22 protein-coding genes are annotated in these 22931 nt (G+C 51.2%); 5 read left to right on the forward strand and 17 right to left on the reverse strand.

What is annotated here, in order from left to right; genetic code table 11:
- Positions 1 to 179: 179 nt before the first annotated feature.
- Both OMQ46_RS04980 and OMQ46_RS04985 read left to right on the forward strand, forming a co-directional pair.
- Positions 180 to 581, forward strand: a complete 402-nt coding sequence (locus OMQ46_RS04980) for a group II truncated hemoglobin (protein WP_266235332.1) — start codon at positions 180 to 182, stop codon at positions 579 to 581.
- Positions 578 to 1330 carry a competence/damage-inducible protein A gene (locus OMQ46_RS04985; RefSeq protein ID WP_266235330.1) on the forward strand — a complete coding sequence of 251 codons (753 nt, stop codon included), beginning with the start codon at positions 578 to 580 and terminating at the stop codon, positions 1328 to 1330. Before OMQ46_RS04980 ends, OMQ46_RS04985 begins: the two co-directional genes overlap by 4 nt.
- Here the strand turns inward: OMQ46_RS04985 and OMQ46_RS04990 are convergent.
- On the reverse strand, positions 1309 to 2229 hold the full coding sequence (locus tag OMQ46_RS04990) for an AEC family transporter (protein WP_266235329.1): 921 nt from the start codon (positions 2227 to 2229) through the stop codon (positions 1309 to 1311). The two genes, OMQ46_RS04985 and OMQ46_RS04990, sit on opposite strands and share 22 nt — an antisense overlap.
- 209 nt (positions 2230 to 2438) lie before the next feature.
- Between OMQ46_RS04990 and OMQ46_RS04995 the strand changes: the two genes are divergently transcribed.
- Together OMQ46_RS04995 and OMQ46_RS05000 are read left to right on the forward strand one after the other, a co-directional pair.
- Entirely contained in the window at positions 2439 to 4337 is a 1899-nt protein-coding gene (locus OMQ46_RS04995; RefSeq protein ID WP_266235328.1) for a LapD/MoxY N-terminal periplasmic domain-containing protein, read from the forward strand.
- A 20-nt stretch (positions 4338 to 4357) separates the two neighbouring features.
- Entirely contained in the window at positions 4358 to 5023 is a 666-nt protein-coding gene (locus OMQ46_RS05000) for a transglutaminase-like cysteine peptidase (protein WP_266235326.1), read from the forward strand.
- 1 nt (position 5024) lies between these two features.
- Here the strand turns inward: OMQ46_RS05000 and OMQ46_RS05005 are convergent, their stop codons facing one another.
- The 15 genes from OMQ46_RS05005 to OMQ46_RS05075 form a co-directional block, all read right to left on the reverse strand.
- Positions 5025 to 5708, reverse strand: coding sequence for a hypothetical protein (locus tag OMQ46_RS05005; RefSeq protein ID WP_266235324.1), 684 nt, complete (start codon positions 5706 to 5708; stop codon positions 5025 to 5027).
- Positions 5705 to 6484, reverse strand: coding sequence for an FTR1 family protein (locus OMQ46_RS05010; protein WP_266235323.1), 780 nt, complete (start codon positions 6482 to 6484; stop codon positions 5705 to 5707). Before OMQ46_RS05010 ends, OMQ46_RS05005 begins: the two co-directional genes overlap by 4 nt.
- Before the next feature lie 4 nt (positions 6485 to 6488).
- Positions 6489 to 6812: a cupredoxin domain-containing protein gene (locus OMQ46_RS05015; protein ID WP_266235322.1), complete on the reverse strand. Its 324-nt coding sequence runs from the start codon at positions 6810 to 6812 to the stop codon at positions 6489 to 6491.
- A gap of 1 nt (position 6813) precedes the next feature.
- A complete protein-coding gene (locus OMQ46_RS05020) occupies positions 6814 to 8136 on the reverse strand; it encodes an ATP-binding protein (RefSeq protein WP_266235321.1) in 1323 nt (440 codons plus the stop codon).
- The gene (locus OMQ46_RS05025; RefSeq protein ID WP_266235320.1) at positions 8133 to 8792 is read right to left on the reverse strand and encodes a response regulator transcription factor; all 660 of its coding nucleotides are present in this window, start codon (positions 8790 to 8792) and stop codon (positions 8133 to 8135) included. The genes OMQ46_RS05020 and OMQ46_RS05025 overlap by 4 nt, the downstream gene beginning before the upstream one ends.
- A complete protein-coding gene (locus OMQ46_RS05030) occupies positions 8773 to 9432 on the reverse strand; it encodes a tetratricopeptide repeat protein (protein WP_266235318.1) in 660 nt (219 codons plus the stop codon). Before OMQ46_RS05030 ends, OMQ46_RS05025 begins: the two co-directional genes overlap by 20 nt.
- Positions 9433 to 9442: 10 nt before the next feature.
- Complete coding sequence (locus tag OMQ46_RS05035) at positions 9443 to 10228, reverse strand: SDR family oxidoreductase (protein WP_266235317.1); 786 nt, start codon at positions 10226 to 10228, stop codon at positions 9443 to 9445.
- A complete protein-coding gene (locus tag OMQ46_RS05040) occupies positions 10216 to 10884 on the reverse strand; it encodes a TenA family transcriptional regulator (protein WP_266235315.1) in 669 nt (222 codons plus the stop codon). Before OMQ46_RS05040 ends, OMQ46_RS05035 begins: the two co-directional genes overlap by 13 nt.
- Complete coding sequence (locus tag OMQ46_RS05045; RefSeq protein ID WP_266235313.1) at positions 10885 to 12333, reverse strand: AMP-binding protein; 1449 nt, start codon at positions 12331 to 12333, stop codon at positions 10885 to 10887.
- Complete coding sequence (locus tag OMQ46_RS05050) at positions 12330 to 13037, reverse strand: thermostable hemolysin (RefSeq protein WP_266235312.1); 708 nt, start codon at positions 13035 to 13037, stop codon at positions 12330 to 12332. The genes OMQ46_RS05045 and OMQ46_RS05050 overlap by 4 nt, the downstream gene beginning before the upstream one ends.
- A gap of 86 nt (positions 13038 to 13123) precedes the next feature.
- Entirely contained in the window at positions 13124 to 14356 is a 1233-nt protein-coding gene (locus OMQ46_RS05055) for a TolC family protein (protein WP_266235310.1), read from the reverse strand.
- A gap of 67 nt (positions 14357 to 14423) precedes the next feature.
- Positions 14424 to 17546 carry an efflux RND transporter permease subunit gene (locus OMQ46_RS05060; RefSeq protein ID WP_266235309.1) on the reverse strand — a complete coding sequence of 1041 codons (3123 nt, stop codon included), beginning with the start codon at positions 17544 to 17546 and terminating at the stop codon, positions 14424 to 14426.
- Positions 17546 to 18778 carry an efflux RND transporter periplasmic adaptor subunit gene (locus OMQ46_RS05065; protein WP_266235308.1) on the reverse strand — a complete coding sequence of 411 codons (1233 nt, stop codon included), beginning with the start codon at positions 18776 to 18778 and terminating at the stop codon, positions 17546 to 17548. Before OMQ46_RS05065 ends, OMQ46_RS05060 begins: the two co-directional genes overlap by 1 nt.
- A 46-nt stretch (positions 18779 to 18824) precedes the next feature.
- Positions 18825 to 21662 carry an RNA polymerase-associated protein RapA gene (gene rapA, locus OMQ46_RS05070; protein ID WP_266235306.1) on the reverse strand — a complete coding sequence of 946 codons (2838 nt, stop codon included), beginning with the start codon at positions 21660 to 21662 and terminating at the stop codon, positions 18825 to 18827.
- A 16-nt stretch (positions 21663 to 21678) separates the two neighbouring features.
- Positions 21679 to 21957 (reverse strand): cupin domain-containing protein, encoded by a 279-nt coding sequence (locus OMQ46_RS05075; RefSeq protein WP_266235304.1) that lies wholly within the window; start codon positions 21955 to 21957, stop codon positions 21679 to 21681.
- A 142-nt stretch (positions 21958 to 22099) separates the two neighbouring features.
- Here OMQ46_RS05075 and OMQ46_RS05080 point away from each other — a divergent pair, with 142 nt between their 5' ends.
- The gene (locus OMQ46_RS05080) at positions 22100 to 22678 is read left to right on the forward strand and encodes a YigZ family protein (RefSeq protein WP_266235883.1); all 579 of its coding nucleotides are present in this window, start codon (positions 22100 to 22102) and stop codon (positions 22676 to 22678) included.
- Here OMQ46_RS05080 and OMQ46_RS05085 read toward each other — a convergent pair.
- Positions 22668 to 22928, reverse strand: coding sequence for a methyltransferase domain-containing protein (locus OMQ46_RS05085; RefSeq protein ID WP_266235942.1), 261 nt, complete (start codon positions 22926 to 22928; stop codon positions 22668 to 22670). The genes OMQ46_RS05080 and OMQ46_RS05085 overlap by 11 nt on opposite strands.
- Positions 22929 to 22931: the final 3 nt, after the last annotated feature.

Raw genomic sequence — 22931 nt, forward strand, 5'->3', positions numbered from 1 at the left:
CGGAATTAACAGAGCAAAAAGCGATGCCCTGCGCGATTTAATAGCAAACACTGTCTGGCATGAACAAGGCAATACATATTATTGATTATTGACAAATTTTGTCCCGGCAGGCACTAAAAGCTTGCTTTATCAGTCAGACAAGGCAAGTTAAACTAGCCTTTTTCCATAAGCTAAAAACCATGGCAGATATTGCAACACCCTACGAGCGCATCGGCGGCGAAGCCGGTGTCAGAAAGCTGTGTCAGACTTTCTACCAGATCATGTGCGAGACAGAGCAGACACAGTTGATCCGCAGGCTGCACCCCGAAGACATCAGCAGCAGTGAAGAGAAACTGTTTATGTTTCTGAGCGGCTGGCTTGGTGGTCCGCCCCTGTTTACAGACAAGTTCGGTCATCCCCGGCTCCGGGCACGACATCTGCCCTTCTCTATCGGTATCGAAGAACGCGACCAATGGCTTTACTGCATGGCACAGGCTCTGAAAACGATGGATCTTGACCGGCTATTTGCAGAACAATTAATGTCCTCATTTGTACAAACCGCTGACTTCATGCGTAACAGACAGGAGCAAACCACGGGATGAAAATCGGGGCATTGATTATCGGTGATGAAATCCTATCCGGTAAAAGACAGGATCGTCATTTTGCACATTTACAGGAAGTGCTCGCCGCACGTGGACTGGAGCTCAGCTGGAGCCTCATCGTCGGTGATGATGCCGCCGATCTCGAGCGTGCCATGCGCTTTTCAATGGCGAGTGATGATTTGGTCTTCAGTTTTGGCGGCATCGGCGCAACCCCGGATGACCGCACCCGCCAGACCGCTGCACTGGTTAAAGGTGTGCCCCTGGTGCCACATCCTGAAGCGGTCAAGGAAATCGAGGACAAGTTCGGTGAAGCGGCTTACCCCAATCGTATTCTGATGGGACACCTGCCCGAAGGCTGCAGGCTGATTCCCAACCCGGTGAACCGCGTGGCGGGTTTCAGCGTCGATAATCATCACTTTATGCCTGGCTTTCCGGAGATGGCCTGGCCGATGGTGGAATGGTTGCTCGACAACGAATATGCCCATTTGCGTGATCTGCGACCACGCAGTGAACGTATTATCCGCATTACCAGGGGGCGCGAGTCCGACCTGCTGCATACCATGAATCAAATTGTCGATGACTATCCTGATCTGCTTTTATCCAGCCTGCCTCACTTGGGCGATGAGCCCTATATCCTGTTCAGCCTGCGCGGTGATGAACAGCAGGTGGAACAGGCCATGGCCGTGATGATTGCCGAAATCGAGAAGTCCGGGTTTATCTGGGATGATCAGGCTGGCGGCAGAAAGTAAAACCAGACTGTCAGCGTCAATACGCTGAGGACTGTGGTCAGGAAAACCGCTGCAGCATAAATCGCACTGTCGAGACCATACCGCTCACAAATTACAATCCCGAATATCATGGTCGGCATCGCGGCCAGTAATACCACAGCGGTGGAAATATCCTGTGGCATAGACAGGCCATGACTGACAACAAACGCCACAATAGGCGCTATCAGCAATGAAATCACGCCGACCGGTAACAACATCGGCAAAAATTTCAGGCGCATCGTATCCCAGCGGATACTCATTCCCAGCGCGATCAGCATCAATGGCACCACGCCGCCCGATAGCGTCGATAAGGTGTTGTGAACGAGTTCTGGTCTGGGGACGTCCAAGATATTCAACAGCATGGCCACAGCCACAGCCCAGAGCGGAGGTACTTTTCGCAACTCACGCAAGGGGTGAACTTCCCGACCGTCCGCACCAAAATGATTAGCCATTAAAATGCCCAGGGTCAGCAGTACCGGTGTACAGGCGAATAAATCAAATTGAAGTACAACTGAATTACTCCATTTACCCAGTACCTGATCAGTGACCGGTAGCCCCAGATAAGTCGCATTGGGAAATACGGCGGCCAGTAGTAAGGCTCCTTTTGTCGGCCGGCTGGTCTCGAAAAAACGGAGTACCAAAATCATCAGCAAAGCAGAGACCGCCAAGGTCGATAAAGCGACCAGCGAAATTTTCATTGAAGTGAGATCAATCGGCGCGCCCCAGATGACATCCAACACCAGTGCCGGCAGCAAAATATAAAATACCAGATCAGTCAAAGCCCGGCGGTGAGCCAGCGCGGGGATATGCCTGGGAGCCAACAATCGCCAGAGTGTGCCAAAGGCAATCAGCAGCCCCATCTGCAACATGGTCGACAACATGCCATTCGCCTTGCGGGGAGAAAAACTGATCCTAGCAACCGCTGCACTAAAACAAAAGCGCTGTGAATGCCCGAATCACCTTGCCTGATGCTGGTTGGCAGCGTATCTTTAACTGAATTTCATCATTAACTTGAGATAGACCAGAAGGATAGCGAAGGTTTATCAGATGGTGAATTAATTCTGCATTGGCCTGTTTCGAGGAACGCATTATGTCTCTGTCCAAGCAACTCCTGATCCTGATCAGTCTGATTTTCCTGATTGTCTTCTCGGTCAGCTTTTATTTAAGCATGAACAATATTCGCAATTACCTGGAGGTGGAATCTCAGATTCATGTTCAGGATACCGCTACCTCGCTGGGTTTATCTTTGAGCCCGCATATGACTGATGAGCAGGATCCTATCTTGCAGACAATGATGAATGCCATCTTTGATATGGGCTATTACAAGGAAATGCGCCTGGAAAATGTGGATGGTGAAAACCTGGTCACACTGACCAATCCAGTACAGATGGAAGGCGTACCCGACTGGCTGATAAGACTGTTACCGATGAAAACTGCCACAGCGCGAACTGAGATCAGCTCGGGCTGGAATATTTCCGGCAGCCTGTATGTCACCAGCAACCCTTCCTACGCCTATCTCAAACTGTACGAACAAGCCAAGGAGACGCTGCTTTATTCCCTGTTTATTTTCCTAGCGGCCTTCCTGCTGTTAATGCTGGTACTGCGATTGACGCTTCAACCACTGCGAGACATACAGAAACAGGCTAATGAGATTTCCAGTGGTAATTTCACCACAATTAACAGGCTGCCCTGGACCACCGAGGTGCGCCATGTCGCGAACTCAATGAATGGCATGTCACGTAAAATCGGCGATACCATTGCCCGGCTGAATACCCGCCTCGACTCACTCAGTGACAGCCTGAAACGCGACCCTCTGACCCGTCTGCTCAATCAGGCAACATTCAGTGTCGATGTCAAACGCGCCCTCTCTGCGGGTAGTCATGGTTATGTGCTGTATTTCAAATTTGATGATCTCGCTGCCATTAGCAAAGAACTGGGCAATCAGAAAGTCGATAAATTACTGCAGTCATTCGCCGAACTACTGCGTAAAAATGCCCCTGAAGAGGCTGATGTCTACCGTCTTTACGGCTCTGAATTTGCATTGATCAGCCCAGACTCAGATGTGAATTCGGTCACAGCTTTGGCTGAAAGACTCAAGCACGATATCAATGAGTTAGGTCAACGCTATGAGCTGGATGACATGGTGCATACCGGTATTGTGTATTTCGATAAGACCAGTGAATTTGATCGCCTGATGCCGGCCTTGATCGAAGCTTATGAACAGGCCAGAAACATTGGTCAGAATGCCTATTTCATCAAGCAGGACAGCATCAGCTCGATGACTGAACAGGCCTGGCGCGAAGCCATCGTCCATGCTATCGACAACAACACACCTGAAATCACTTTCACGGCTGAAGCTTATAATTACAATACCGATATTCCCCTCAAGGTGATGCAGGAAGCCTTTACCGTGGTCAAAGACGCCAGCGGCAAGGCGCTGTCCATCGGTACCTTCTTCTCCGTTGCACAAGAGTTTGATCTGGCTGAAGATCTGGACAAAGTCATCGTCAACAAAATCATTCTCAAAATGGAAGCCGAAAACATCACCACGCCGGTTACCATCAACCTGTCAATGCCATCGGTGTCATCGCTGGCATTCCACCGCTGGCTCAAAGCCCGTATGGAACAAACCAGCCTGGCTAATCATCTGTTGGCTTTTTCGGTGACCGCTTATGCCGCAGCCAAGGATATTGCGGCCTTCGACAGTTTCAGCAGCTTTGTCGAGTCTCAGGGAGCAACCGTGCTGTTAAAACGTTATTCCTCCGACATCATCCCTGTCGAAATGCTGCATGATCTGCACATCGACTATATACGACTGGCGCGGGATCTGACACATAACATCCGAGGCAATGCCAGCAAGCCAGACTTCCTTGAGCTGATTCAGGAAGTATCGAGCCTGATTGAAATTAAGGTGCTGGCTGAATCGGTAGAAGCCGATGAGGACTTTGAGATTGTGAAACAGACCGGCTTGTTTGGTATCAGTCGCTGAGTCTGATCGCCGGGGATTAAATGCGTCTTTACCGTCACAGTCTGATAACGCTGCTACTGGCTTCGCTGCTGTTTGCCCTGCCGGGCATCGCCAAGCTCAATATCAGCGATGAAGTACTGGCCCGCATCGAAAGCCAGTACAATAAATTCGCGCGCAAACGCGTTGAAGGCTGGCGTGAACTGGTAGACGATCCGGCCAATCACGACTTACCGGAAAAAGAAAAGTTGGAACTGGTCAATCAATTCTTCAACAGTAACGTGCAGTTTATTAACGATATCGATTTGTGGCAGAAAAAAGATTACTGGGCGACGCCACTGGAAATGCTGTCTATCGGTGCCGGCGACTGTGAAGACTACTCAATTGCCAAATACTTCACCCTCAAAGAGCTGGGCGTCGATGAAGGCAAGCTGAGAATCACCTATGTTAAGGCCATTGAAATCGATCAGGCACACATGGTGCTGACCTACTTTGAAACCAAGCGCTCAGTACCGCTGGTACTCGATAACCTGATTACCGATATCAAACCGGCCAGCCGCCGCAATGATCTGGTGCCGGTCTACAGCTTTAACGGTACTGGACTGTGGCTGGCCAAATCCCGTGGTGAAGGCCAGCGGGTTGGCGAAGCTTCCAAACTCTCGCTATGGAATGATCTGGAGAGACGGATGAAGGAACAGGCACTGCAATAAGCTAGAATTCGTATTCAGCCAGTAGTCGCAATGTAGCATCCGGCGTTTTTTTACTGAGACCGAGCAGAATGCCAGTTTCCCAATGTAACTTTTTACCGGGACCGAAGCGGATATCTCCCATCGCAACGGGTCCCAATGCCCGGGTATTTTCACCACCATAAAACTCAATCGCCGGCTCAAACTCGGGTGAAAGACGATAACGGGTTTGCAGGGCGACAGCTGTTTCAAACTCATCCTTGATCTGATTACCCCATTCGTATTCCAACCAGAAATTGGCTGCCCCGACCCACCTGCCCCACTGTTTCTCCATTAACAGGGCAGTGGCCAGCTCCCATTCATCTTGGTGATGGGCTTTTTCCAGTTCAACCAGCATGCCCCAGTCAACTGGATATTCGCCCTGCTCGGTCAGTTGGATCCGCGTTTCCAGTTCATAGCCTTCCAGTCGGAAAGTATCGCCCTCTTCAACTGCCAGCAGATAACCCTCGACAAAGACCCGATCATTTAAGGATTGTCCGATACCCAACCGCTGCAAGTGATCACCGTCCGCAGCCACCATCCGCCATTCCACTTCCCGCTCCAGTGGCTGAACATAAGGGTGATAGACCTTATCAATGGCAAGGTCATCCGCCATCACCAGTCCGGGAAGCATCAATACTGGCACGATGATGAGACGGATGAATTTCATGATGACTTTCCTCTGAACATAAAACTGATAGCAGCAGCTACAACCAGCAGGACTATACTGCAGAAATAAGCCGCAGCCTGCTGCGGTGCCGGTGTTGCTTCATAGCCGACAAGAGCATAGAGCAATTGGCCTACCGCTGATCGTTCACTGATAATCGCAGAACTGTCCCACACCGGTGCGCTGGCGGCGATGTAGTCTGCCTGGATCATAAATTCGACTGCCTGCGCTACCATGCTGCCACCAATCAGCAGCAGAATCAGGTAACCCAGCCAGATACCATGGCTGGTGCGCATATTGACCAGCAGATAGTAAAAAAACACGCCAACACTGAGTCCAATGCCGGCACCAACGGCACTGCCCATTAATACCGGGCTGAGTAAATCCGGAATACCGATAAAGCCTTTAATGTAAAGGATGATTTCAGAGCCTTCGCGAACAATAGCGGTGATAACGGCCAGTACGATGGTCATAAGATTGATGCGTCGCCACATGGGGTGTGCCTGATGGGGCACAGTGATCATAAATATCAGTAAGGCAAGGAAAATCACGCTGTGTAATACAGCGTTAAGTACCTCTTGCCCCGTGCCCTCCATCGCCATTGAGATCGCGCTGAGATTCACCGCGTAGATATACGCGCCGCTGAAACCGATTATCAAAGCCAGCAACATCCACCACAGATTACGGTTCAGCAGCTGACTCAGCGCCAGAAACACACTGATGATCAATGCCGCTTCCAGCACTTCGCGCAGAATAATAATGACTGCATTCAATAACATCACATCACTCCGCGATCACTTTGCCCTGGGCGGTTTTTGGGAAAAACTCGCCGAAGAAGGGATATTCACCGGCCGGTAGCGGGCCGATAAAAATAATGGCTTCGCTGTGACCGGCAATCACCTTTTCCCGGTTTAGTTCATAGCTCTCGAATTCTTCTGCCGTCGGGTCCAGGTTTTTTACCAGCAATTTAACCTTGGTATCAGCCGGAATCCGCACCTCATCAGGGAAGAACAAATGATCCTTGATCTCGATTTCAATCACCGGCGGCCCTGCCATAACCAGCGGTGACAGACAGCATAAACTCAGCAGAATAAAAAGTTGTTTCAATTTAGCTTTCCCCCGGAAACTCAATGGTCACGCCCAGCCCCTGCCCCAGCGATGAGGGTCCGAGCTGTATCCGGGCATGATGCAAATCGACGATGTGACTGACAATGGTGAGCCCCAGACCGCAACCGAGTTCGCCACTGTCGTGCCTGTCGCCATCAACCCGATAAAAACGCTCAAATACCCGCTGGTACTGTTCAGCCGGGATGCCGGGGCCGGAGTCTTCGACTTTGAGCTCTACCCTGTTGTCAAGCAGCCGCACGCTGACCCGGATTTCCCCACCCGGGGGCGTATATTTGTTGGCATTGCTTAATAAATTCTGTAGCAGGGTTTCCAGTGCAAACCGATTCCCAGGTATCAAGGCGGGCTCGCCATCCAGTGATATGTTCTGCTGCTTGCGCTCAAAACGGGCAAAATCAGTGGCAATCACTGTCTGCGCCAGCTTGTAGAGATCGACCGATTCGAAACGGTCTGATGCCTGGTCCGGTGAGCTTCGGTACAGGGCCAGAATCTGTTCAATCAGATGCCCCATGCGTTCAATACCGGCCTTGAGCAGGGCCACGTCCTCATCTCCCTCCCCCAAGCGTTGTTTCAGATTATATAAATGCACTTTGAGTACACTGATGGGGGTTCTCAGCTCATGCGCTGCATCAGAAGCAAAGCGCTGTTCCCGGTGAAAAGCATCATCCAGTCTGCCCAGCAGAGCATTGGTATTGGAAACAACCGTCATCAGTTCATAAGGCACTCTTTCCAATTGAATCGGACTCAGATCATCAGTCCTTTTAGCGCGGACCTGGTCAGCAAACTGTTTGAGCGGTTTCAGACCGATGCCGACGGCCAGCCATATAATCAATGCGGCGACCGGTATACCAATCACAATGGGCAACAAGGATTCCAGTACCACCTCCTCAGCCAGGCTATAGCGAATATCGATACGCTCTGCCACCACAATCCAGCGGTTCAGATGCTGATCACGGTAGACAAAGTTACGCCAGCGATAACTATCGAAGTTGATCTCATGAAAACCTTCACTGAGTTCGCCGGTGACAAACCCGGGCGCATTTCGGGATCGCGTGAGCAACTGCCTGCTGTCACTGTCCCAAATCTGAAAATAGGTGAACGGCGTCTGCTGTTCGGCAATCCCCTGCTGAATCGCCTGCTCGGAATTTGCAGAAGCAATCAGTCTCGCTGTGCTCGCCAGCCTCGAGTCAAACAGGCTCTGCGCCTTTTCCATACTGGACTGATAACCATGTAGCAAGGCGACAAAATTCACCAGCGTGATCGTCGCCAGCAGCGATAGCAGCAGGAACAGGCGTATCGACTTCATGCCACCTTGATGGTGTAACCGACACCACGAACGGTCTTGATGAAATGCTCAGGCAGCTTCTTTCTGAGATGATGGATATGCACCTCAATCGCATTGCTGGCAATCTCTTCACCCCAGCTGTAGAGCTTGCTTTCCAGACTATCGCGGGTCTGCACCCGTCCGGTATTTTCCATCAGCATTTTGAGCAACATAAACTCACGCCGGGAGAGTTCAATCTCTTTACCTGAAACCCTGACTGTCTGCGCTTTGGTGTCCATCGTGACTTCACCGATTGTTAATCCGGCATGTTTAAAACTGCTCAGCCTTCTTTCGAACACTCTGAGGCGGGCGAGTAATTCATCCGTTTCAAAGGGTTTGGCTAGGTAATCATCAGCACCGTTATCCAATCCCGTGACTTTATCTTCCAATGAAGCCCGGGCTGTCAGAATCAGTATGGGTAGTTCTGCATCAAGTTTACGAATGGCTTTGAGCACCTCCTGACCATCCATATCCGGTAAGCCCAGATCCAGCACCAGCATATCCGGTGCTGATGTAGCAACGGCACTGACAGCCTGCTTACCCAGCGTCAGATGGTTAACAGTAAAGCCTTCATGTTTGAGCGACCGTTTGAGTCCCTCTGCCAGAGAGGCATCATCTTCAATCAGCAATACCTGCATGTTGATGTGTTCTCAGTTGATAACGAACTTGCTGCAATGCGTCGGTGATTTCCTGTTGCCGCCCCTGATCTGCCAGTGGCCGGTCCGGCCGTGCCGGTGCCTGCCGGGCTTTCAATAAATACTGCTCTGCTTTTTCGTATTGTCTCTGATCCAGCATAAAAACCCCATAAAAATAATTACTATCGATACCATCCGGGTTAATCGCCAGCGCCTGTTTCAGTAGTTGCTCGGCTTTGTCGTTGTCGCCAAAGCCCAACGGCCAGCCGGGGACTTTGAAATACAAAGTACCGAGACTGGTATAAGCGGAGCCGGCTAGCGCCTTGTCATTGATCTTCAGCGCCTGTTCAAAGTCAGCTTTGGCAGCTTTAGCCAGGCCCAGCGCCCCCAGCCCGCCTTTGATGCCGGCATAGCTTGACTGCACAATACCGCGCCAAATGAGAGCCTCGGCAGATGCGGGATTCGCCTGCACCACGGCATCGGCCTCTTTCAGTAAACCCTCAAAGCGGGTTTGCTGCGCTTTGCCCTTGATCTGATAGTTGGCTTCCGCCCAGTGATGCTGGACTTCAGACACCTGTTCCATCACATCAGCAGACGCTGAAAAACTGACCACCATCGCCAACAAAAATAAATATATTTTCATGGTTGATTCCTCACATATAACGTTTAATCACAGCCAGCTGTTTCTGGAAAGATCTATCCACCAGGGATGGAAACAGGCTGTTGATACGCACGAATAATTTCTCCGGCCAGCCCAGGTAACCGCGCTTGTCGTGGTTTTGCAGAAAACTGACCAGTTCAGCAGCGACCTGTTCTGGCGTATCCATCGCATTGCCCAATGCTTTGTTCATCTCATTAACCCGCTTATCATTGAGTGCGGTTTGAGTGGCTCTTGGCGCGAAATAACGCACTGCGACCGAGCTGTCCAGCAGTTCACGGCTTAATGCTTCACTAAATCCCCGTAAGCCGAACTTGGTCGCGCAATAAACGCTGTAGCCTGGCATCCCGATACTGCCGAGAATGGATCCGACGTTAATGATGCTTGCTGACGGCAAACGGCTGAATAGGGGCAAAAAGTCACGACAAAGGGCAATCTGGCTGATCAGGTTCACGGTCACCAGCTTGTCGAGTTGCTCATCACTATAATCAGTCAAGCGAGCAAACTGGTTGATGCCGGCAATATTGATCAGCATTTGCGGCGGTGACAGCATCTCGCTGCAGCATTCGACCAGTTTGCTGCGGCCTTCAGCTGAGGCCAAATCGGCTGCCACGGTGTAATGTTTGTCATTAAAACCGTGATTCAGCTGTTCCAATTTATCGCTGTTGATATCGGTCAATACCAGCGTGGCCCCCATCGTGCTCAGTAATTCAGCGACAGACTGGCCAATACCGCCTGCCGTCCCGGTCAGGACAATCGTTTTATCTTTCAGACTGTGCATGGCATTGCATCTCCAGTCAGGCTACGAAAAATATTGCCGTAGAGATAATAAAAACGCTGGGCCGAGCGGATAATCAATTCCTGCTCTTCCGGCTCAGTTATCTGGTTCATCAAGCCTTCAAAAAACTTCACATGGTCCTGATCCAGCGCCCCATGGGAACGCAGGTAACTGAATGCCTGATTGGGCAGTTTCAATGTCTGTTGAATCGATTCTGCAGCGCGGTCTGCAGAAGTAATACTGGTCCCTTCCAGGACATGCACCATACCGAAGAAGCCCAATGGATTCACACGCTGGGCCATATCATAGGCATAGACGACCATCAGCTCGGTATGCAGATTGGGCTGACTATTTCTGACAGCTTCCTTATCTCCACCACAGGCGGCAATATCATTTAATATCCATTCCTGGTGCCCCACTTCCTCCTCAATGTATTCAGCCACCGCTGTGCGCAGCCACTCTTTGCTCTCAGGTAAGCGGCCGCCGACGGTCATCAAAAGCGGCACCGTGTGTTTCACATGATGGTAAGCCTGTGTCAGAAAATCGATGTAAAGCTCAGTATCAATGTCACCGGAAAAAGCCCGCTGAAAAATCGGGGCTGAAAAAAGCTGTGCTCTTGTCTCGGTAGTTTCAGCCTGTAAAACATCAAAAAAAGCCATTCACGCCTGCTCCTTAAAAAGATGATTAATTTCTGCTTGATAAATTTGGTCTATCCGGTCGCGAACCGGTTTGCCGTTGGCTGTCAGCGTGCCGTTTCCCTGGTTCAGAGGCTGAGGCAGCCGTAACCATTGCTTGATACGGGCGTAAACCGGGAGTGCCTGATTAACCTGCTGTAACCAGTTATCGATAAGCGCATCGCTTACCGCTGATCGGGCATAAATCAGGGCGATGCAAAACGGCCGTGCATCTCCTGTAACCACGCACTGAGCAATGACAGGATTGGCCAGGACTTCGCTCTCAACCCACTCCGGATTGATATTGCGTCCGAAACTGTTGATGAGCAGATTTTTTCGACGACCGAGGATATGTAGAAAACCGCTGTCATCAATAAAGCCGAGATCCCCGGTTTTCACCTGTTGCTGATACCAGCTCGCCGGCTCATTCACGTAACCGAGAAAAGCATTGCCAGACACAACAATTTCATTGTCTTCTAACGAAACAGCAACATGTGGGAGTGGCTTACCGGCACTGCCCTGCTGATTGTCGGTAGTGCTGTTGAGACTGACGACAGAACTGCACTCGGACAAACCATAGCCTTCATACACGGGCAAACTCACTGCCCTCGCGGCTTCCAGTAAACCGTGGCCAACCCGGCTGCCGCCCACGGCAACGAATTTCAAGCTACTGGGCGGCTGCCAGCCTTGCTGAATGATGTGGATCAATGCCGATAACAAGCCCGGCAATATAATCAGGCTCTCTGGCTGTATGGTCTCCAACGCGGCGGCCAGTTTCTGCACATCAAAGTCACTGGCGCCATTGAAACCGAGTTCAGCGGCCGATAGCAGCATCACCTCGCCGCAACTAAGTAAGGGCGCGTAGACGCCGGCAATATTTTCAAGCAGGGTCGCTAAAGGTAAAACACAGAGGTGTTTGGTCTTTTCCAACCCGATGCGCTTTAGCAAGGCCTGAGCGACATTGATCTGATTGGCTTCACTGAGACACACGCCCCTGGGTTCGCCAGTGGAACCGGAAGTGAAAGTGATTTTGACGGTACCGTCAGGGGTTTTTGCCTCTGACGTTGGATAGACCGGCTGAATCTTCAGTTGGTTTGTCAGTGGCTCTCCCTGGAAATCAACACTGTCTTTTATCAGTGCGACCGCACCACTTTGTGCTATCGCATGCTGCTGTTGACTGTCACTGAAGAAAGCCGGCAATGGCAGTAATGTCACTCCGGCTTCAAGACAGGCCAAATCAGTGACAACCCAGTCGATTTGATTGTCTGCAAGCAAGGCTACAACCTTTCCCTGGTAGGGCTTGAGAATTTCAGCAAGTAGCTGCACTGCCCCAATCAATTCAACCCGGGATAAACGCTGGTGTTTATCCGTTACCGCAACGGCTTCTGGATTTTCTGCAGCCAGTTCGCGTAATCGCTGAACGATCAGACTCATTGCGGCAGCCTGGCAGAGACATGTTCAATTTCATCAGCATACTGATCACACAGATGGGCCATCAAAGGATGACTGTTCATAGTACTGAAGCTGCGATCAATATTGGCAGCCAGCACAACGGGCTTGTCGTCGTAGTAGGTTCCCCAGTTTGCGCCTTTATCAGGCAGACGTTTCGGGTCAGCCTCGGTAAGCACAAATGCCGGGATCTGCAGCCTTGCCAGCCAGCTTTTTACGGCGCTGTTAGCTGTGAATACCACCCATTCATAGCCTGCGGCATAAAGGATCTGTGCCAGTAACAAAAACAGGGATTGTGTTGCACGCTGTCTGCCCGAAGCGAGATTACCTATCTCAACGATTCGGTGGCGGTGGATTTCGCTTTGCGTGACGAGTCCAAGTGTAGTTTCAATATCGCAATCCAGGTAAAACTCCAGAAACAAACGACGGAGAGAAGCAGGCTGAAAACCCAGTGCAGCAGTGATACCTTTATCATCAGCCGCTGACAGCAGCATGGGAAGAAAGGTGTTGATATCAGCGCCATACTGGTGAGCAAAGCGCTGATAGATGAACTGCTCTACAGCTGTCCTGTAAGGGGTATCAGGGGTATGCAGCTTCAGTGAATACAGGGGTAATAAGCCCCAGTTGGCTGAGTGCCGTTTGAATTGCCCGTGTTCGGGCACAAGATTATTGAATGAAACTGCTTCCATATACCACTCCAGTCTGTGACATTTGAGACACAGATTAGCGTGGTAGTCTTAACGAAAAATTAAGCGAAGAAAACGTTGATGAAAATTTAAAGAATGATGCCTAGCGCCTGATTTACCAATGCTTTTTGCTGCTCGATCTGAACCTCAAGTTCGCGTTTTCGGCTGCGGCTTTCATTAGCCAGCACCTGGCTGCGTAATAAATCAATCAGATTGATTTCACCCAGATCAAAAGCGCGTTTTTGCATCTGGTAATACTCATTGGTGGTCTGGTTCTGTTTAGTGGCCAGTTCCAATTGTTTACGAGTCGCTGATAGGGTTTCCTGAGTGGCCAGCAGATCCTTGTCTAACTGACGCTCCAGTTCCTGTCTGATCACCTGCGCATCGGCCAGTGCCGCCGAACTCTCAGCCACAGCGACCTTACTGTATCTTTGATTATCAAGCGGCATACTGAAACCAATGCCAAGACTGTTATTGAAGGACTCACTGTCATCACCCCGCTCACGACGCACTCCAACGGAGATACTGGGATTCACACTGCCTTCAAAGCGGGCTATTCCCATTTCCGCCTGCAACCTGGCGATGATCTGATCCTGCATTTGCAGGGCTGGATGCTGGGCAGGAACGTCTGTTCGTTGTTGAGGAACTTCCGTCACTGTGACCGGTAAAAGTTGCAATCCCGTCATTAATTGATAAATTTTAAGCTGCTGCGATAGACGGGACTCAGCCGCAATCATCTTGCTGTGTGCTTCCATTGTGTTGCTGCTGGCCAGCAGCGCTTCATTGGCTGCCAGATCACCGGCTTTCACTCTGGATGCCACATCCTGTTCCAGCTTTTTTGCTATTTCCCAGGCTTGCTCAGCCTGTTCAAGCTCCGCTTCTGCCAACTTTAGCTGCCAGACCAATTCCCGCACTTCACCCGAAGCACGCAAACGGAGTTGATTCTGATAGGCGGGTAATTGAGCCAGGATTTTAGTCGATAAAGCCTGCTGTGCCTGCTGCTGGCCGGGCAACCATAACGGCATATCCACACTACCCTCCCATTCCTGCAACCCCTCTCCACTGCCGATAGCATCATTAAAATGATCAAGGTTGGCAGTCGCAGGCTCAGCAAATAAGGCATTGCCCAAGGCATCATTTGCCTGCTGCAACTGGCCGAATTTGTTCTCTGCCTGTTTCCCCGGCAATCGCTGGTAGACCTGCTCGGTGACAGTACTCAGAGAGAGTGTGTCAGAGTAGTAGTCCGGTGTCAGCTCGCCTGCGCTGACAACGAAGGAATGAGTGACCAGAAAACTGGCAATCAGGTATTTCAAATAAGACATGCTGGCCCCTTACTATCACGCCAAACAGCTACTATTACGGCATAAGCTTAATACAAACTTAACCAGACTAACTTTTTTGTGGCACAAGCTTACCACTGATTTTGTCTGCAGCGCTCTCATGTACGGACAACATGGCCGGTATCACCAGCAACACCAGCGCAGTGGCGAACATCAGTCCAAACGAAATCGATACCGCCATCGGAATCAGGAACTGGGCCTGCAGTGAAGTCTCAAATAACAGTGGCGTCAGACCGCCAATTGTGGTTAATGAAGTCAGTAATACCGCGCGCAGACGCTGACTGGCCGCTTCGATAATCGCCTGCTGCGTGCCCAAGCCTGATTCACGCAATTGCTTGAAGAAGGTGACCAGAATAATGGAATCATTCACCACAATCCCGGACAGACCGAAAATACCGAACAGAGACAGAATCGTCAGATCGATCCCCAGCAGCCAGTGACCGAACAAGGCACCGATCAGCCCGAAAGGTATCGCTGACATCACCACGAGCGGCCAACCGTAAGATGCAAATACCCAGGCCAGTACCAGGTAAATCATGACAAAGGCAAGCAACACGCCCTGCACCATATCACCAATCGTTTCCGCCTGTTCTTCAGCACGACCTTCATAAGCCACATTAACGCCATAGCGCGCGCTCAACTCCGGCAGGAAGGACTGTTGCATATCTGCCAGAATTTCATTGTTGTTATTGACCGTCGCATCGACCGTCGCGGTAGTATGAATTGCCAGTTGGGTATCAGTATGACGCAGCACATCAAAACCACGGCGGGCATCAAATTCGACCACACTCGACAGCGGTGCACTGCCACCGTCAGGCAGGCGGATCATAAAATTCTCCAGTGTAGCCAGTGTGTTGCGTTCATTTTCCGGCAACATGACCCGCACCTCGACCTCATCATCACCATCCTGGAATATCTGAACCAACTGGCCGTCAAAAGCGGCGCGAAGCTGCCGGCCGACATTGTTCAGCGTCAGACCCAGGACTTCACCCTGACCTTTGATCCGGTAAATCAACTGCTCCTGACCATAGGGCATATCATCTTCTATGGCACTGACGCCAGGATAGGTTTTGAGCTTTTCGGCGATTTCCTGAGACGCCGATTTCAGCGTATCTGCCGGTGCGCCTGTGAGCCTGATATCAATATCACTGCCCGGTGGGCCACCCCGACGTTCGCTGATGGTAAAGGTTTCGATGCCGGGTGGCAGATGAATCTTCTCACGCCAGGCATTAATAAAATCTTTATTGCGGATATCGCGTTTATCCGGTGAGATCATTTCCAGTTGAATCGAGCCGAAGCGTTCATCCACCTGCGACGTCGCGTTGGGGTTGGCTGCACTGGCTGTGCTTTGGCGCATTACTGACAGATCCAGTAATTGCGGCCCCAGTTCCTGTGCTGTTTCATCCAGTTTCTGATTCACATGAGTCAGGAACCGCTCAACATGTTCAGCAGGCGTACCGGCAATAAAGCGGGCATTGGCCACAATCGTAGTGCCCTCAGGGGATGGGAAAAAGTTAAACAGTATCCGACCACTGGCCAGTAAACCGATAGCCACTATCAACAGAGCAATCGCTGCTGCAATTGTAACCCCGCGAAAATTGACGGCATAGGTGACCAGCGGTTTGAAAGCATGATCACGAAAACGGTGAAACTGCGAATCGAGATAACGTCTGAATCGTCCCGGTTCAGCATGGTGCATTGTGTGAAAAGAGTGTCGTAAATGCCCGGGAAGAATCAGAAAACTTTCGATCAAAGAAGCAATAATCACGCAAATGACCACAAAGGGAATATCAAACAGAATATTGCCAATAACACCGCTAATCATCATCAGAGGTAGAAAAGCAGAAATTGTGGTCAATGAAGAAGAAATAACCGGTGCTAGCATCCGTCTGGCCCCACCCTCAGCAGCGGTAAGAGAGCGTTCACCATGCTGGTAATGAGACAGCGCATCCTCACCCACCACAATGGCATCATCCACGATAATCCCCAGTGACATGATCAGGCCAAACAGGCTGATCATATTGATACTGCCGCCGAGTACATAAAGCACTGACAGTGCCGCCATAAATGAGACCGGTATACCGACTGCGACCCAGAACGCAACACGCCCATGCAGAAACAGAAACAAGACGCCGAGTACCAGTAACAGACCACCGAGACCGTTATATAGCAGCAGGTTAATCCGCTCCTCAATCAACTCCCAGGCGGCATCGAACACTTTGATTTTGACACCATCCGGCAATTCATCGCGGCTGTCTTCCAACCATTGTTTCATGATCTCCGCAGATTTGAGCGCATCGGCATTTTCTGTGCGCTGCAGCTCAATCTCGACCGCAGGCTGTCCCTGATAAAACACCTTGACCTGATTACGCATCGGCCGCCGTTCAATCTCAGCAACATCATCCAGCATCACCAGACCGCCGGCATAATCCGCCTTCAACAGGAGATCACTGAAGGCATAGACATCGCGTTTCTGACCTTCGCTGCGAAGCTGTCTGGCGGTTTCATTATTGCCGACTTCGCCGGCAGGCAGATCCTGACTCTGCTCCCCGACCCTTTCGCCAACCTGATTGAAACTCAGGCCTAATGCCTCCAGTTCATAGGTACTGAGCTGGATAGCAATTTCTTCTTCCGGCAGACCGGTGATATTGACCCGCGAGATACCTCGATCCAGCAACTCATGTTCGATCTGATGGGCTAAATCACGCAGCTCATCAAGCTCGCCATCACTGGTGATCAACAGCCTGGCCACCGTGTCATAGCGCGTGACCAGGCTTATTTCGGGCGTTTCCGAGTCAGTGGGAAGGTTGCGGATGCGGGCAACGTGGTCCTTGACCTGATCCAGTGCGCGGCCCATATCGGCATCTTCTTCGAATTCCAGCGTGACCAGTGATGAGCCGTAAGACGATGTGGAAGTCATCTTGTCGACATAGTCGATGGTGCGCAGTTCCTGCTCTACACGTGTGGTCAGGGACTCCTCAACATCCTCAGCACTGGCACCGCGCCAGGTGATACTGATGGTAATGATGTCGAGTGCGAAGTTCGGAAAAAACTGGGTGTTCAGCCGGTTCAGGGATAATGCCCCGGCAACCAGCATCATGATCATCAGCAGATTCGCCGCAACCCGGTGCTGAGCGAAAATCCCGATAAAATCGCGTCGATGACCTTCCATCAGTCTGCGACCTCAACTCTGAGCCCGGTAATCGCGTTAGGCAATTGCGTCGCAGCAATCAAGTCACCCGGACTGAGAGCATCACTGCGGATCAACAGACTGTTTTTACCTGCTTCACGCTCGATTTCACCGACACGCTCTATGGCCACTGACTGCAAATGCCCTTCGTCAATCCGGTAAACGCGATCCATACCGTATAACGCACTGAACGGTACTTCGATGACGTTGTTCTGTTCAGCCAGTTGCAGTTGAAGTTCGACAAAGGTGCCCAGTGGCAATGGCGTCATATTGTTTTCAATACGGAACAGACCATCGATACCACCACTGTCCTGTCTGACTTCACCGGACAGGCGATTGAGTGAGAGACGGATCAACTGATCATCGACTTCCGCCTCAGCCTGCAAATTTCTGCCCTGCTGCAGCATTTGTCGGACCTGAGGAATATAACGTCCGGGGATTTGCGCCCTGACTTCAAGGTTGTCGAGATCATACACAGTGAGCAGAGTGTCACCGGGGCGCACCCGGTCGCCTAGCGCTACTGTCAGACCGGCTACGCGACCATCAAAAGGCGCTTTGATTTCAGTACGACTGAGATTAACTTCAGCCTGCGCCAATAAGGCTTCTGCGCGTTGCTTGGCAGCCTGTAACTGAGCCAGCCTGATCTTATGGTTATCAATATCGAACTGCAGCTGTTTCAGTGCCAGCGCCTGCTGCTCGTAAGCGGCCAGCGTATCATCCAGAGAAGCCTGTGAAGCCAGCCGGGTCTGCTCCAGTTTACGGGCACGCTGAACAGCCTTGTCAGCAAGTTCCAGTAACTGTTTCTGATTGGCCAACAGCGCCTTATCACGCTGAAAGCGCTGATTCTCGGTCTCGATTTGGGCCTGAGCCTCTCTAACATCCGCCTGACGCTGCTGCAGTGTGAGCTGAATATCAATATCATCCAACTTGATCAGGGTCTGTCCTGCGGTGACATTATCGCCTTCCAGTACATTCACTTCGATGACATCGGCTTCAAGCGCCGCTTTCAGACTGGCGTCGCGCGGCGTTTCGACCCGGCCGTAGATGGTGACTTCCGGCGCAATACGCTGATACTCAGCCGTTACCGCTTCAACCAGCCAGGCTTTTTCCTTTTTTGCCATTGCCGGTGTTTCCGGTTCACTGACTTTGAGCAACATGAATGCCACAATGGCAAAGCCGATAATGAGAATGGGTAACGCGATTTTTTTTAACAACTTATGCTCCAAGCAACCATCATGAGAAGGAAGAGACTGTCCGTATTCAGTTGGATTCAGTCACTATCGCGATCCGAACCGCATCCAGGCTTAATTCGGCTGATTGTATCGTATTCGCCAGAGCGTGAGTGAGTGTCGACATGCTATCAATCTCATCCTGGCGAATCGCAGGATTCTTCTCTGCCAGCGCTTTCAGGCGTACTGTTTCAGCTGACATTTCCTGCTGCATTGATGCCAGCGCTTCCCGTCTCAGCATTTCACCGGGTTCCAAACTGGCGCGCTGGGCCTGCTGGATCAGTTTTTCCAGCTGTGGACGGGCATGGCGTATGAGTTCCTGCGAGGTCGCCCGAGGGATACGTCCTGCCAGTTTGTTGAATTGTCTGTCTGGCAGGCTGGCCTGGTGCTGACGGCCCTGCTCGTCCACCACAATGCGCAGATAGCGTTGCGGTAAGAAGCGATCCACATAGGTCTGCAGTGCGCCGATGGCCTGAACCTTGAAAATGGCTTCCAGCAGGAGCGTGCCGGGGTTAAATAAACCGCTTTCGAGAGTACAGAAAGCACTGTTGCCGATTTCGGTGTTCATTACCAAATCCATCGCGCCCAGTACCATGGGATGTTCCCAGGTTAGAAAAGCCATATCTTCACGGCCCAGCGCCCGGTGGCGTTGATAGGTCGCAGTCAGACCGTCTTCGGGTAATTCCGGAAAGGGATAAACCATATGGTTACCCGGCTCGATGATGATGCTGTCGCTGCTGTGAGGCTGCTGTTCGACCCCGAAGGCATCAAACACGTCATCCATAAAATCTGCCAGTTCCAGCCCGCGGGTGGCCTCTTCCAGTTCAGCGATAATATGTTGCGCGGCATCGTCATCGAAGGAGTTACGTTCCAACAGACGATTACGGCCCGACTGCAGGCTTTCCCTCGCTTTTTCTGCCGTATCGCGGGTCATTTCAATCAGCTCTATCAGCGCTTTATCATCAGCAGGCTGATTCAGACAGGCTTCCAGTTGTGCCTGAGTCGCCTTATGAACGGCATCGCCGGCGGCAAATACCTGTTCAAAGGCATTCATACCCTGGTGATACCAGTTCAGTAAGACCTCCTGCGCTGTGCCTGCAAAATAAGGCACATGAATATCGACATCATGCTGTTGACCGATACGGTCCAGACGGCCTATACGCTGTTCCAGCAGATCCGGATGGCGTGGTAAGTCCAGCAGTACCAGGTGATGACAGAACTGGAAGTTACGCCCTTCACTGCCGATTTCAGAGCAGACCAGAAGCTGCGCCCCATCCTCCTCCTCGGCAAAATAGGCGGCGGCGCGATCACGGTTCACCAGTGTCAGCTTCTCATGGAAGGCCGCACTCCTAACCCCATGATGCACGCTGAGATGGCTGTCGAGCTGTGTTGCGGTATCGGCACTGGCACAAATCAGCAGAATTTTTTCGCCGCGATGGGCCTTCAGGAAATCAATCAGCCAGGCAACCCGTTTATCTTCGATGAGCCAGTCATGACCCAGGACTGTTTCTGCTTGTAAGGCATCGATACCGGACAACCTGCTATCGGCTTCCAACGGGTAGCGATGCAGGATTCGTTCAGGAAAACCTTTCACCACATCACGGGTATTACGGAACAACACCCGACCGGTGCCATGCTGATCCAGCAGCTGTCTGATCGCCGCCAGTTTTGCTGCATCAAACGCCTCATGCTGCTGTAAATCAAGCAGAGCTTGCTCGGGCAAATAGGATTCAAGTGCCTTTAATAAGGGTTTGAGCTTTTTGTCATCAGCGGATTGCAGTGCATCCAAATCATCAATTAAATCCGAAATCGGCTGATAGGCAGCTTCCTGTTCTCTGAAAGCTTCCAGATCATGAAAGCGTTCCGGATCCAGCAGGCGCAGACGCGCAAAATGGCTGTCGATACCCAGTTGTTCAGGCGTGGCTGTCAAAAGCAGCAAGGCAGCAATGCGGGCAGCGAGCTGCTCAATCAACTGATAGGCAGGACTGCTGTTATCGGGTTGCCAGTATAGGTGATGCGCTTCATCCACAATGAGCATATCCCAGTCTGCCGCAAACAAATCTTCCTGCATCACCGGGTTTTCGAGCAGATCGTCGAGGCCGCACAGTACCAGCTGGACACTGTCAAAGGGATTCCCCTCATCAAGCTCGACCAGTGCCAGATGACGTTCAACATCAATCAGACTGAAGCTCAGATTGAAGCGACGCAGCATTTCAACCAGCCACTGATGCAACAAAGCATCCGGCACGATGACCAACGCGCGCTTCACTTCACCGCTGAGAATTTTCTGATGCAGAATCAGCCCGGCTTCAATGGTTTTACCCAGACCGACTTCATCGGCCAGCAGCACGCGAGGCGCATGACGCTGGGACACCTGCTGCGCAATATAGAGCTGATGTGGCAACAGCTGAACCCGGGCCCCCAGTAAGCCAAAGACCGCTGAACTGAACAGTTCATGCTGATAAGACAGCGCCTTGGCACGCAACTCAAACTGACTGTTTTTATCGACCTGGCCGGCGAACAGGCGATCCTGAGGCTGATTGAAATGCACCCGACTGTCGAGATCCATTTCATGAAAGCTGACCGCTTCCCCTTCTGCGGTCTCACCCTGATAAATCATACAGCCATTGAAAGGCTGCACGGCAGAGATAGTAAAGCTCTGTTGCTCGCGGCTTTTGACCTGCTCGCCTTCGGAGTAGATCACTCGACTCAGCGGCGCATTATTGGCCGCATAAAACCGGCTCTCAGCGACCGCCGGAAAGAAGACCTCAATTTGACGGCCACTGATTTCTTTAATGATGCCAAGGCCCAGCTCTGCTTCGCTGTTACTGACCCAGCGCTGGCCGATAATAAATTCAATTTCTGACAATGTTTTTCCCCGGCGTTCAGCCGAATTGATAATGTTTACGCAAATCCTGTTTGATGTGCCAGCGACAGCTCAGGCCGGCAGCGAAAGTCACCAGATCACCGGCTTTGATGGTCACCGACTCGCTACCATCATCAGCGGTGACAGTGACTTCGCCCTCCAGGATGAAGGCGGTTTCTTTTTCATCATAATGCCAGGGGAATTCTGATGCTTCTTTTTCCCAGATGGGCCAGGCATAAACGCCGAGTTCAGTGAGGCGCGACTGGTCAGGCTGATGTTCCACTTGAATGGCTTTCATAATTGTCTCCTGCTATGACTCTCTCATCTCCGCCTCAATCGGCAGCGGTGGATATGAAAGATCAACAAGCCCTAGTGCTAAAACGCGTGTCGTGGAGCGATATGTTAAATTGTTGCCTCGTTTTTTCCTATAGCTGCAAACGATGGCCTCCAAGTTCAACACCATTCACCGCGCCGCGGAAGCCGATTATGAAATCAAAAAATCACGCTTTATTGGCGTGATCATGCCCTGCCAGTCAGAAGACGAAGCACTGCGCAAACTGGGGCAGTTAGCCCGTCAACACCCTAATGCCAATCACCTCGCCTTTGCCTGGCGGATTCGTCAGCCGGAAGGATTCCTAACTGAACGTTTTCATGATGCGGGTGAACCCTCAGGTACAGCCGGGAGGCCGATTCTTGCGCCGCTGGAGGGCGAAAACCTGATTAATGTCGTGGTCGGTGTTGTGCGTTATTTTGGGGGTATCAAACTGGGCACCGGCGGACTGACCCGTGCCTATGGCACTGCCGCAAAAGAGGCCATTGCCGCCGCAAATATCAGTCCCTGGGTAGAGATGGCGACTTTGAAACTCGATATCGAGTACCCGCAACTGCAACTGCTGGAATATCAGCTAAAGCAGATTCATGGTGAGATCATCGACCAGCAATTCACAGATAAAGTGAGTTTAATCATCTCCGTTTGTGTATCGGAGAAAGAAGCTATCCAGCAGCAATTCAGCGCTTGAGCAGCACCAATCTATTGTTAATTACAGGCTCTGAAAATCCATATTTATCAGAAATATAAGAAATAGTATTAGCGTGATAAATGAAGACGTGGGTCGGGTCGTTTTTATAATTCCAGCGATGAAAATCAACCCCTTCCTGATACAGCTCGGTCATGCACAGCAGCACGCCTGAAGGTTTTAACAAGCGACTGAGCAAGGCAAAACTTTCCGCCGGGCGGTGGAAGTGTTCTATCACCTCACAGCTGCAGATATA

The sequence above is a fragment of the Methylophaga sp. OBS1 genome (genome assembly GCF_026319365.1).